Origin of the sequence: Bradyrhizobium sacchari (assembly GCF_002068095.1) — a bacterium.
Taxonomy (GTDB): domain Bacteria; phylum Pseudomonadota; class Alphaproteobacteria; order Rhizobiales; family Xanthobacteraceae; genus Bradyrhizobium; species Bradyrhizobium sacchari.
In genome coordinates, this window is sequence record NZ_LWIG01000002.1 from 57208 (window position 1) to 69263 (window position 12056).

The 12056-nt window shown below is 66.1% G+C and carries 13 protein-coding genes and 1 pseudogene; 5 read left to right on the forward strand and 9 right to left on the reverse strand.

Features of this window, described 5'->3' with window-relative positions; genetic code table 11:
• Positions 1-17: 17 nt before the first annotated feature.
• The 9 genes from A5906_RS04735 to A5906_RS04775 all read right to left on the reverse strand — a co-directional run bounded on the left by A5906_RS04735 (position 18) and on the right by A5906_RS04775 (position 5696).
• Positions 18-1592: an AMP-binding protein gene (locus tag A5906_RS04735; protein ID WP_080134127.1), complete on the reverse strand. Its 1575-nt coding sequence runs from the start codon at positions 1590-1592 to the stop codon at positions 18-20.
• Positions 1593-1655: 63 nt separating this feature from the next.
• Entirely contained in the window at positions 1656-2291 is a 636-nt protein-coding gene (gene upp, locus A5906_RS04740; protein WP_080134128.1) for a uracil phosphoribosyltransferase, read from the reverse strand.
• A gap of 310 nt (positions 2292-2601) precedes the next feature.
• The gene (locus A5906_RS45915) at positions 2602-2730 is read right to left on the reverse strand and encodes a hypothetical protein (RefSeq protein ID WP_283807659.1); all 129 of its coding nucleotides are present in this window, start codon (positions 2728-2730) and stop codon (positions 2602-2604) included.
• A gap of 1 nt (position 2731) precedes the next feature.
• Positions 2732-3121 carry a hypothetical protein gene (locus A5906_RS04750; protein WP_080134129.1) on the reverse strand — a complete coding sequence of 130 codons (390 nt, stop codon included), beginning with the start codon at positions 3119-3121 and terminating at the stop codon, positions 2732-2734.
• Positions 3122-3138: 17 nt separating this feature from the next.
• Positions 3139-3321, reverse strand: coding sequence for a hypothetical protein (locus A5906_RS42855; protein WP_080134130.1), 183 nt, complete (start codon positions 3319-3321; stop codon positions 3139-3141).
• A 279-nt stretch (positions 3322-3600) separates the two neighbouring features.
• A complete protein-coding gene (gene dapA / locus A5906_RS04760) occupies positions 3601-4518 on the reverse strand; it encodes a 4-hydroxy-tetrahydrodipicolinate synthase (RefSeq protein WP_080134131.1) in 918 nt (305 codons plus the stop codon).
• Positions 4519-4542: 24 nt separating this feature from the next.
• Positions 4543-4797, reverse strand: a complete 255-nt coding sequence (locus A5906_RS04765; protein WP_080134132.1) for a hypothetical protein — start codon at positions 4795-4797, stop codon at positions 4543-4545.
• Positions 4798-4930: 133 nt separating this feature from the next.
• Complete coding sequence (locus A5906_RS04770; RefSeq protein WP_080134133.1) at positions 4931-5209, reverse strand: hypothetical protein; 279 nt, start codon at positions 5207-5209, stop codon at positions 4931-4933.
• A 22-nt stretch (positions 5210-5231) separates the two neighbouring features.
• Positions 5232-5696, reverse strand: coding sequence for a hypothetical protein (locus A5906_RS04775; RefSeq protein WP_080134134.1), 465 nt, complete (start codon positions 5694-5696; stop codon positions 5232-5234).
• 611 nt (positions 5697-6307) lie between these two features.
• Here A5906_RS04775 and A5906_RS04780 point away from each other — a divergent pair.
• The 5 genes and pseudogenes from A5906_RS04780 to A5906_RS43810 all read left to right on the forward strand — a co-directional run.
• Entirely contained in the window at positions 6308-6397 is a 90-nt protein-coding gene (locus A5906_RS04780; protein WP_018641117.1) for a K(+)-transporting ATPase subunit F, read from the forward strand.
• A gap of 112 nt (positions 6398-6509) precedes the next feature.
• Positions 6510-8213: a potassium-transporting ATPase subunit KdpA gene (kdpA, locus tag A5906_RS04785; RefSeq protein ID WP_080134135.1), complete on the forward strand. Its 1704-nt coding sequence runs from the start codon at positions 6510-6512 to the stop codon at positions 8211-8213.
• Positions 8214-8238: 25 nt separating this feature from the next.
• The gene (gene kdpB / locus A5906_RS04790) at positions 8239-10353 is read left to right on the forward strand and encodes a potassium-transporting ATPase subunit KdpB (RefSeq protein WP_080134136.1); all 2115 of its coding nucleotides are present in this window, start codon (positions 8239-8241) and stop codon (positions 10351-10353) included.
• Positions 10354-10464: 111 nt separating this feature from the next.
• Entirely contained in the window at positions 10465-11070 is a 606-nt protein-coding gene (locus A5906_RS04795) for a K(+)-transporting ATPase subunit C (RefSeq protein WP_080134137.1), read from the forward strand.
• A gap of 40 nt (positions 11071-11110) precedes the next feature.
• Positions 11111-12056 (forward strand): annotated as a pseudogene (locus tag A5906_RS43810) (two-component sensor histidine kinase); the annotation flags it as partial.

The window sequence follows — 12056 nt, forward strand, 5'->3', positions numbered from 1 at the left end:
CGCCAAACGGGCGCGCGCTATTCCGCAGCGATCCGTTCCATCGCCATGGCGCGAAGCCGGGCGCGCTGGATCTTGACGCCGTTGGCGCTGTCGGTGACGGGGAAGGCGTCGACGACATAGATCCGCGCCGGCACCTTGTAGCCTGCGAGCCGCTCGCGCAGGCGCGCGGACAAGGCCTCCTGCTGCGGCGGCTCCTTGGCTGCGATGACGAAGGCGACGCAGCGCGCCTGGCCCTTCAGATCAACCGCGACGACCTGGGCATCGGCGACCCCGGCACAGGATTTAAGCTCGTCCTCGATCTCGCCGGGCGCCACGAGAAAACCGCCGAGCCGCATCGCGTCGCCGGCGCGGGTCTCGTAGACGAAGGCGCCATCGCCGCGCAGCCGGCCGATGTCGCCGGTGCGGAAGAAGCCGTCGGCCGTGATCGCATCGCGGGTTGCATCTGGGTTGTTGAAGTAGCCGAGGAAGCGCGACGGCGCGCTGATCTCGATCTCGCCGGAGACGCCTCTGGCTGCGAGCTCGCCGGTCTCCGTGTCGCGCACACGGACCTTGGCCTCGGGTGACATCGGCCAGCCGCCACCCTCGATGCGATCGGCGAAAGCGTCACTGGTCCGGCCAATCGAGAACAGCGCCTGCACCTCGCTCGATCCGTAGAGGCCGAACAGCGGCAGGCCTCGGGCCTCGGCCTCTGCGGCGAGCTCGCGCCAGCCGGGCTGGAACGCGGCGAAGCCGCAGACTTCGAGATGCGGAAATGGCCGCGGCGCGTCGGTGAGGGCGAGGATGCGGCGGAACATCTCGTCGGAGCCGAACGAGTGGGTGATCTTGTGCTCGCTGAGGATTTTGAGGGCCGGCGCGGCCTCGAAGGCGTCGAGGACATGGACGGTCGCGCCCGCTGCGATGAAGCCGAGCAGGCTGGTCATCCCGAAGGTGCCGCAGAACGGCAGCATCGCCAGCAGCGAATGACGTTGTGGCGAGAGCTCGAGCGCCGTGGCGACAGAGACGGCGTGGCTCGCCAGCGTCCGCTGCGAATGCGCGACGAGCTTTGGTCCCTTGGTCGTGCCCGATGTCGTGTAGAGCAGCACCGGCAGGTCGATATCGTCCGCGGCGCGTCGTGCTGGCGGATAGGGCTTGTCGAACGCGTCGAACCGCACACTGGGCCAGTGCGCCGGGATCGAATCCGCGCCGACGACTGCAAGCTTTTGCAGCGCCGGCACCTCGGCGCTGGCGACATCGGCGAGAATGGCGGCAAAATCGATCGAGCGGAACGCGGCCTCGACCACCATCAACCTGGCGCCGGACACTTTGAGCAGATGCGCGACCTCCGCGCTGCGGTAGCGCGTGTTGACGGCGGCGACGACGGCGCCGAGGCGGGCGGCGGCGAACAGCAGTGCGATCCACTCGACCCGGTTGACCAGCCAGACCGCGACCACATCGCCCTTGCCGATGCCTTGGGCCGCAAGCCAAGCCGCGGTCTGCGCGATCTTCCCCTGGAATTCCGCGCGCGAGACCGGCACGCCGTCGAGCACGAAGGCGGGATCGGCGGCTGCCTCGGCCCGGACCAGCGATTGCAGCGAAAAGTCGTCGGCGCTCATGGCAACCGGAGTAACGCGATCGCGCAAACCTGTCTACTTGATGGCTGTCTACTTCGTGGCTGTCTACTTGGTGCCGAACATCCGATCGCCGGCATCACCCAGGCCCGGCACGATATAGCCGTGGTCGTTGAGACGCTCGTCGATCGCGGCGGTCCAGACCGGCACGTCGGGGTGCTCACTCTGGAACCGGGCGATGCCTTCGGGCGCAGCCAGCAGGCACACGAAGCGGATGTCACGGGCGCCGCGATCCTTGAGCAGGGACGCGCCGGCGCAGGCCGAGTTGCCGGTCGCCAGCATCGGATCCATCAGGATCACGGTGCGGTCGGACAGGTCCTGCGGCGCCTTGAAGTAATATTCGACGGCCTGCAATGTTTCGGGATCGCGATAGAGCCCGATATGGGCGATGCGCGCCGAGGGCATCAGCGCCAGCATGCCGTCGAGGAAGCCGACGCCGGCGCGCAGGATCGGCGCCAGCGTGAGCTTCTTGCCGGCGATCTTCGGCGCCCGCATCGCCGCAATCGGCGTCTCGATCTCGACCAGCTCCAGCGGCAGGTCGCGCGTCACCTCGTAGCCGAGCAGCATCCCGATCTCGTTCAGGATCTCGCGAAAGCTCTTGGTCGAGCGGTCCTTTTCCCGCATGAGGGAAAGCTTGTGCTGGACCAGGGGGTGGGCGACGACGTTGACGCTGCTTGTGCTCATGAAACCGATCTACACGGTTCCGTGAAATTGCGCCAGATCGGCAAGTCCGTTCGTTCAAGCCTTTTTCCGCGGGATACGCGGCCTCAGGCCGACATCGCGACCGCGCTGCGCGGCCGGTTGCTTGCCTCATAGGCAGCCATGATCAATTCACGGCCGATCGCCGCCCGCATGGCGTCCATCGTCCCCCGGGCGCAGGCGCTTCTTGGCGGTCGCATGCGAGGGCTTGTGGATCGCGCAAGGGCAGCGGCCGGCCGATCGAGGCCACGGCGGCGGAGCTGGCGCGGCTGGTCGAGATGGAGAAAGGGTGAGGTCAGGCGCCGAGCCCGCGTGCGATCAGCGTGATCGCGATCGCCAGGACCGCGCCCCAGACCAGGCTCAGCGTCAAGGTCAGGATCGTCGTGGTGACCGCGTGTTCGAGATTTCCCTTGAACAGCTGCACGCTACTTGTCCGCGGCGGACGTTGCGCTGCGCGCGAAGAGCCACCTGGCTCGCTGAGCCAGCAGGATCAGCGGATTGCCGCGGTTCTCGATGTCGAGCTCGAAGGTCTCGCTGGGGAACACCAAGGCGCAGCGCGCCGGTGCGCTCTGGCGCCTGGCGAAATCCACCGCCGAGCTCTTGAACAGGAACAAGCCACCGACGCGTCCATTCGCGTCGCGCGCCACCCAGAGGCCGGCGCGATTTTGTCCAATGAAGAAGGCGGGGATGGCGGCACTGACGACATCCGGATCGAGCGGCCTGAGTGCTGCCGCTTGCCTGGTGTCGGATTGGCGACGGGAGGCCCGAAGGGCAATTGCGGCCATGACGGCCTCTTCACACATCTGCAAGGTCATAGGAGCCTCCCTGCGGGTCAGCCGTGCATGTGCCATACATAGATTGCGGTCCTCAGGGCGATCAGCGCAGTGAGCACGCTTCCCATCGAGAGCAGCGTGAGTGCGCCGAGAGCAAAATCTCTGAGCCGCACCTTGCGCGCCCCGGAGATGCGCGCCGGACGCGCGAAGGGGCGGTCAAGGCCATGGGTCAGAATCGACATGTCTTCAGTCCTTATCCAGTACGGCGAGATGGCCGCTCCGATCTGTCTCGTATGATGGCCACCGCTGCGTATGATTGCGAGGTGACCGCCGCGGCTGCCGTATAGGAAAGTCATAAAGGCGCCGGCGGCCGCGCCGGCAGTCCTCTGAAGAGATTTGGGTCGCGTTTCAGTTGGGGCCTGAATCGTGCCGCTTCGATCGCGCGAGCCCGACGGCGTCGGCGGAGGCAAGCTGTAGCCGCGGCTCGTCGATCTGCTTGCAGAAGCGGTGTCCGCGAAGCGTTAGGCCCCGACGCTGTCGATCAGCTCCTCGTCGGCGATCGCGGCGAAGGCGCGTATCATCTCCCTCTGCGTGGCGGCGTCTAGCGGCACGATCGGCAGCCTCGTCGCCGGCGATATCAGGCCGAGCACGCCGAGAGCGCTCTTGAGCGCGGCAGGGCTGTCCTTGGAGAGACAGGTGATGAGCGGCATGAGGCGCTTGTGCAGGTAACGTGCCGATTGCAGGCGGCCTTGCCTGATCTGCGAGAAGATCATGCGGCAGAGATCGGGCGCGATGTTGGAGATTTCCGAGATCGCGCCGTCGCCGCCACTCGCGATATATCCGAACGCGGTGACGTCGTCGCCGGAGAGCAGGCGGAAGCCGGCCGGCAGCTGCCGGGCGAGCCGCATCGGACGGGTGATGTCGGCGCCTGCGTCGCGCAAACCCACGAACCGGCGGGTCTCGACAAGACGCAGCAGCGTCTCGTCGGCGAGCGGGCGCAGCGTGCGGGCGGGAACGTCGTGCAGGATCACGGGCAGGCCGATCGCGCCGGCAATGGCGCGGAAATGCGCGAGCATCCCCTCCTGCATCGGCTTGTTGTAGGCGGGCACCACCGCCATCACGGCGTCGGCGCCGGCGGCTTCCGCGCGGCGCGCAAGCTCGATGGCGTGACTGGTGGCATTCGACATCGCGCCGGCGATGATCCGCACACGGCCACGGGCAACATCGACCGCGGTGCGGATGACGAGCTCCTGCTCGGCGGGCGAGAGCGTCGGTGCTTCGCCGACCGTCTCGCAGACCACGATCGCGGGGACGCCCGCCGCGATCTGGCGTTCGCAGAGCGCGGCGAACGCCTTGAGATCGACAGCGTCAGCCGCGTCGAACGGCGTCGGCAGGTCCGGAATGAAACCGGTGAACCAGGCTGAGGGAGGGGTGAACATGGTCTTTTGCCTGTTGGCGCCGGCTCAGGCGGCGCGCTGCGAGACGATGGTGTGGGGGCGCTTGCCCATGTCGAGCTCGATCTCGCGCGGCAGCTCGATGATGGTTCCCGGGTGCTGTCCGTTCTCGAACCGCGCGTATTTGACGGCCTGGGCGCGGCTGACGAACAGGCCGCCATAGAGGCCGTTCTGCTCCTGCGCGACCCATTGTCCTCGGCGGTTGCGGCCGACGAAGACGATGGTCGAGGGGGAACTGCACGAGGGGGGTTCGACGAGCTTCATTGACGTATTCCTTCCGATTGACGGCGGTGGCCGGCGCGAGCCCGCAACCGTCCGGTCAATATCAGTTCGAGCGAATATGATTTCGAGTGAGGCACTGCGGCGATCTCATAGGAAGCTCATAAAGCTTCGTATTTCAGCTGTGCGCATTGACAAGCTGAACCAGCGCGAACAGCGCGCCGAACGCGGCGCATTCGTCCCAATGATTGAGGACGGCACCAAACAGCTGCTCGCGCCTGAGAACAGCGACGGCGGCGCAGAGGATGATCGACATCCAGAGCAGGGTGGCGAGGCTGCGGCCGAAGCCGATGCTGCCGAACGCTGCAAAGGCTCCGAGCAGGACGACGCGCACGGCAAAGCGCGCGATCACGCGCGCCTGGCTCAGGGGCTGCGATGTGTTCGAAGGTTGCGGCAAGGCGCGAACCTGTCCGGCCGGCCTAGCTGAAATTCTCGCAAGCAACCGGCTCGTAGAGCGAATCCGGGGCAGGGCGCACGGTGGGAACACTCGGCCGCGATACCTCCACAGCCAGCACCTGCACCTCGACGAACGCCGACAGCAAAGCGAGCGCGAGGTCGGCATGATGCGCCTCGACCGCGGCGTCCAGCCAGTCCGGCAGCTCGCGTTCGCGCGAGAGCGCGCAGTGCCATTCACCCTCGTCATAGGCGATGCGGCGGACCTGCCACAGCGGCAGCTCGAGCTCCATGAGCGCCAGCGCAGCGTCGGTCCAGGCCTCCGCATCGATCAGGCGCATGACGCGCGCCGTGCGCTCGCTCTGGCCGAGGGAGGGCAAGCGCCGGCAGCCATGCATGATGTCGAACATCAAGGCCCGCGTCATGGCCTGTGCGTGATGAAGGCGCGCGCAGAGCGATGGTGGATGGTTGTGACGGAGAGCGGCGGTCATGTCAGGCCTCCTGGAATTGGCGTCGGTCAGTCGGCCGGCCTCTCCAAGATGGCTGGAAGGGTGTTTGAAAGCGAGATGGGGATCGGGCGAGAGATATAGGGATTTCATAAGTGCCCGGGTTCTTGCCGATCGGACCGACAGATTCATGGCGGCCGTCTCCGCCGAAGGCGGAGGCTTATGGGAGCAGGGCGTTTTGAAAAGACCATGGCCGCGGCCTGCCGTACCAACGAGACGCAAGAGCGTCGGTGGATTGCGTCGCTGCACGGCCTGCAAGGCGCGTGTTCCCGGAATGCGTTGTCGTTGTCACATGGCGGGCGGCACGACGTGCCGGCTTTTATGAGATTCCTATAACGTCGCCATAGGCCTCATCTCGAAAACCTATGTGCGCGATGGCACTTCAGCGCGGTGAAGTTCCCGGCCGGAAGAGATACGTGCTGCATTGCTCGCAGCAGGCGGCCTGCCGGGAATCAAGCGACAGGCAATGCCGGATATCGTCTCGTATTGAGGAGTATCGCCATGATGGACATTCTGATGCTGGCGCTGGGCTTCGTCTTCTTCGCCCTTGCGATCGGCTACACCTATGCCTGCGAACGGCTGTGACGGAGCGGACCATGATCTTCGATTATGCGCTCGCCGGCGCCGTCTCGTTCGGCCTCCTGGTCTACCTCACCTACGCGCTCTTGCGGCCCGAGCGGTTCTGACCCGTGCTGCTGCTTCTCGAATTGCTGATGGCCGAGGCCGCGCTCGTCGCCGGCCTGCTTGCGGTGCTCCTGCCGCTGTTGCGCCAGACACAAAGTCTGAAGGGTTAATGCCATGACTTTGATCGGTTGGATCCAGATCATTCTCTACTGCGCGATCATCGTCGCGCTCACAAAGCCGCTCGGCTGGTATATGACGCGCGTTTTCAACGGCGAGCGCACGTTCCTGTCGCCGGTTTTGCGGCCCATTGAAGCCGGCATCTACTGGATCTCCGGCGTCGATGAGAAGCGCGAGCAGCACTGGCTGACCTATACGGTCGCGATGCTGCTGTTCCATGTCGGCGGCTTCCTCATCATCTACGGCGTGATGCGGCTCCAGGCCGTGCTGCCGTTCAACCCGGCCGGGCAGGGCGCGGTCGCGGAAGATCTGTCCTTTAACACCGCGATCTCCTTCATCACCAACACCAACTGGCAGAACTACGGCGGCGAGAGCACGGTTTCGTATCTTGTGCAGATGGTGGGTCTGACGCATCAGAACTTCCTGTCGGCGGCGACCGGCATCGCGCTGGCGGTGGCCCTGATCCGCGGCTTCTCGCGCGCCTCGGTGCGCACAGTCGGCAATTTCTGGGTCGACGTCACCCGCAGCACGCTCTATGTCCTGCTGCCGATCTGTGTCCTCTACGCGCTGTTCCTGGTTTCGCAGGGCATGCCGCAGACGCTCGGCGATTACGTCGAGGCCACGACGCTCGAAGGTGCCAAACAGACCATCGCGGTCGGCCCGGTCGCCTCGCAGGTTGCGATCAAGATGTTAGGGACCAACGGCGGCGGTTTCTTCAACGCCAACGCCGCACATCCCTTCGAGAACCCGACCGCATTGTCGAACTTCGTGCAGATGCTGTCGATCTTCGCGATTGGCGCGGCGCTCACCAACGTGTTCGGCCGCATGGTCGGCAACCAGCGCCAGGGCTGGGCGATCCTCTCCGTCATGGGCGTCCTGTTCGTCGCGGGCGTTGGCATCACCTATTGGGCGGAAGCGAGCGGCACCTCGACCCTCCACGCGCTTAGCCTGACCGGCGGCAACATGGAGGGCAAGGAGGTCCGCTTCGGCATCGTCGCGTCCTCGCTGTTCGCGGTGATCACGACGGCGGCGTCCTGCGGCGCGGTCAACGCCATGCATGACAGCTTCACCGCGCTCGGCGGCATGATCCCGCTGATCAACATGCAGCTTGGCGAGATCATCATCGGCGGCGTCGGCGCCGGCCTCTACGGCATGCTGCTGTTCGTCGTGCTCGCGATCTTCGTCGCAGGCCTGATGGTCGGCCGCACCCCCGAATATGTCGGCAAGAAGATCGAGGCGCGCGAGGTCAAGATGGCGATGCTCGCCATCCTGGTGCTGCCGCTGATGTATCTCGGCTGGACCGCGGTCGGCGTGGTCTATCCGGCGGCGGTGGCATCGATGGCGAATGCCGGCCCGCACGGCTTCACCGAGGTGCTCTACGCCTTCACGTCGGCGACGGGCAACAACGGCTCGGCCTTCGCGGGCCTCACCGGCAACACCTTCTTCTACAACCTCACGCTCGCATCCGCGATGTTCGTCGGCCGCTTCTTCATGATCGTCCCGGCGATGGCGATCGCGGGCTCGCTCGCGGCCAAGAAATCCATCCCGCCGTCGGCGGGCACGTTCCCGACCACCGGCGGGCTGTTCGTCGGCCTCGTCGTCGGCGTGATCCTGATCATCGGCGGCCTGACCTTCTTCCCGGCGCTCGCGCTCGGCCCGATCGTGGAGCAGCTCGCAATGAACGCCGGCCAAGTGTTCTGACTCTGATTGGTTTGGAGTGACCTCCATGGATACGATGAAACTGCAAAAGCGTGCCCCCATGTCGGCGATGCTCGATCCCAGGATCGTGGTCCCCGCGATCCGGGCGTCCTTCACCAAGCTCGATCCGCGGCTGATGGTGAAGAACCCCGTGATGTTCGTGGTCGAGATCGTAGCCGCGCTCACCACGGTGATCTTCCTGCGCGACCTCGCCACGGGCGGGTCGAGCCTCGGCTTCACCTTCCAGATCATCCTCTGGCTCTGGTTCACGGTGCTGTTCGCCAATTTCGCCGAAGCGGTGGCCGAAGGCCGCGGCAAGGCGCAGGCCGAATCGCTGCGCAAGACTCGCACCGAGAGCCAGGCCAAGCTGCTGACCGGCACTGGGCAGGCCTTCAAGCTGGTCCCGGGCACCAGCCTCAAGGTCGGTGACCTCGTGCTGGTCGAGGCCGGGGACACCATTCCCTCCGACGGCGAGGTGATCGAGGGCGTCGCCTCCGTCAACGAGGCCGCCATCACCGGCGAGTCCGCGCCGGTCATTCGCGAGTCCGGCGGCGACCGCTCGGCAGTGACAGGCGGCACGCAGGTGCTGTCCGACTGGATCCGCGTGCGCATCACGGCGGCGCAAGGCTCGACCTTCATCGATCGCATGATCAAGCTGGTCGAGGGCGCCGAGCGGCAGAAGACTCCGAACGAGATTGCGCTCAACATCCTGCTCGCCGGCCTCACCATCATCTTCGTGTTCGCCACCGTCACCATCCCGAGCTATGCCGCCTATGCCGGCGGCTCGATCTCGGTGATCGTGCTGGTCGCGCTGTTCGTGACGCTGATCCCGACCACCATCGGCGCGCTGCTGTCGGCGATCGGCATCGCCGGTATGGACCGACTGGTGCGCTTCAACGTGCTCGCCATGTCCGGCCGCGCTGTCGAAGCCGCCGGCGACGTCGATACGCTGCTGCTCGACAAGACCGGCACCATCACGCTCGGCAACCGCCAGGCGACGGCGTTCCGCCCGGTGCGCGGCGTCACCGAGCAGGAGCTGGCGGATGCCGCCCAGCTCGCCTCGCTCGCCGACGAGACCCCGGAGGGCCGCTCCATCGTCGTGCTGGCGAAGGAGAAGTACGGCATCCGCGGCCGCGACTTGGCCGAGTTGGATGCCACCTTCATCCCGTTCACGGCGCAGACCCGCATGAGCGGCGTCGATGCCGGCGGCTCGTCGGTGCGCAAGGGCGCGGTCGATGCCATGCTCAACTATGTCGGCGGCGGCGCGCCGCTGACGATTGCCTCCGGCAACACCGCGCGGGCCATTCAGCCTGCCGGGCTCTCCGAGGTCGGCCGCGAGATCCAGACCATCGCCGACGAGATCTCGAAGTCCGGCGGCACGCCGCTGGCGGTCGCCAGGGACGGCAAGCTGCTCGGTGTCATCCAGCTCAAGGACATCGTCAAGGGCGGCATCCGCGAACGCTTCGCCGAGTTGCGTCGCATGGGCATCCGCACCATCATGATCACCGGCGACAATCCAATGACGGCCGCCGCCATCGCGGCCGAGGCCGGGGTCGACGATTTCCTGGCGCAGGCAACCCCCGAGGACAAGCTCAAGCTGATCCGCGACGAGCAGGCCAAGGGCAAGCTGGTGGCCATGTGCGGCGACGGCACCAATGACGCGCCGGCGCTCGCCCAGGCCGACGTTGGCGTCGCCATGAACACCGGCACGCAGGCCGCACGCGAGGCCGGCAACATGGTCGACCTCGACTCCAACCCGACCAAGCTGATCGAGGTGGTCGAGATCGGCAAGCAGCTGTTGATGACGCGCGGTGCGCTGACCACGTTCTCGATCGCCAACGACGTTGCAAAATACTTTGCGATCATCCCGGCCATGTTTCTGGCGTTCTACCCCCAACTCAACGTGCTCAACGTCATGAACCTCTCGAGCCCGCAGAGCGCCATCCTGTCGGCGATCGTCTTCAATGCGCTGATCATCATCGCGCTGATCCCGCTCGCGCTGAAGGGCGTCGCCTATCGCGCCGTCGGCGCCGGCGCGCTGCTTCGCCGCAACCTCTTGATCTACGGGCTCGGCGGCATCGTCATTCCCTTCATCGGCATCAAGGCGATCGACCTCGTCGTGACCGCCTTGCACCTGGCTTAACCCCGTCATTGCGAGCGAAGCGAAGCGATCCAGGGATGCGTCCGCGGTCGAAAGCCTGGATTGCTTCGTCGCTTCGCTCCTCGCAAATGACGAAGACCTAGGAGACCCAACATGTTCAGAGAAATCCGCCCCGCCATCGTCCTCTTGCTGGTGCTCACCGCCATCACCGGCGTGGCCTACCCCCTCGCCATGACCGGCATCGCCGGCGCGCTGTTTCCCGCCAAGGCACAGGGCAGCCTGATCGAGAAGGACGGCAAGGTGGTCGGCTCCGCCCTGATCGGGCAGGAATTCAAGGAGGACAAGTACTTCCACGGCCGTCCCTCGGCGACGGTCGCGCCGGACCCCAATGATTCGACCAAGACGGTGTCGGCGCCCTACAACGCCGCCAATTCGGGTGGCTCCAACCTCGGCCCGACCAGCAAGGCGCTGGCTGACCGGCTGAAGGAAGATGTGGACAAGCTCAGGAGCGAGAATCCGAATGCGGCCGTGCCGGTCGACCTGGTCACCACGTCGGCCAGCGGCCTTGATCCCGACATCTCGCCGGAAGCCGCGGAATTCCAGGTGCCGCGCGTCGCCAAGGCCCGGAATATGCCGCAGGACGCCGTGAAGCAGATCGTGGCTGCCAACGTCCAGGGCCGCTTGTTCGGCCTGCTGGGCGAACCCCGCGTTAACGTCCTGGCGCTGAACCTCGCCCTCGATCGCGCTGCAGCCAGGTAGCGGTCTAGGCCCGCGGTGCGCAGATGATTATATTGACAACATGGTCCGAGAGCGCCGCGATCCCGAACACCGTCCGTCTCCCGAGGCGCTGCTGGAAGCTGTGCGGCGGGAGGAGAGCGCGAGCGGCAAGCTGAAGATCTTCGTCGGCGCCGCCCCCGGCGTCGGCAAGACCTACGAGATGCTGCAGAGCGCCCACGCGAGGCGCAAGGCCGGCATCGACGTCGTGGTCGGCTTCGTCGAGACCCACGGCCGCGCCGAGACCGAGGCGCTCGTGCGGGGCCTGGAAGTGATCCCGCGCAAGAGGCTGGATTACCGCGGCCAGACGGTCGAGGAGATGGACCTCGACGCGGTGATCGCGCGGCGGCCGCAAATCACGCTGGTCGACGAGCTCGCCCACACCAACGCGGCGGGCAGCCGCCATCCCAAGCGTTATCTCGACGTCGAGGAACTGCTGTCCCATGGCATCGACGTCTACACGGCCGTCAACATCCAGCACATCGAGAGCCTGAACGACGTCGTTGCCCAGATCACCCATGTGCGGGTACGCGAGACCGTGCCGGATTCGGTGTTCGACCGCGCCGACGCCATCGAGCTGATCGACCTCACGCCCGACGATCTGATCCAGCGGCTGCGCGAGGGCAAGGTCTACGTCCCCAAGCAGGCCGAGCGGGCGCTGGAGCATTATTTCTCCCCTGGCAATCTGACCGCGCTGCGCGAGCTGGCGCTGCGTCGGACGGCCGAGCGGGTCGACGAGCAGCTGCTCAACCACATGCAGGCGAATGCGATCGCCGGCCCCTGGGCCGCAGGCGAGCGCATCCTGGTCTGCGTCAGCGAGGATCCGCGGGCGGCCGGCCTCGTCCGCTACACCAAGCGGCTGGCCGACCGGCTGCATGCGCCATTCACCGCGATCTCGATCGAGACCCGGCGATCCCTGCAATTGTCCGACGAGGAGCGCGATCGCCTCGCCGATACGCTGCGGCTCGCGG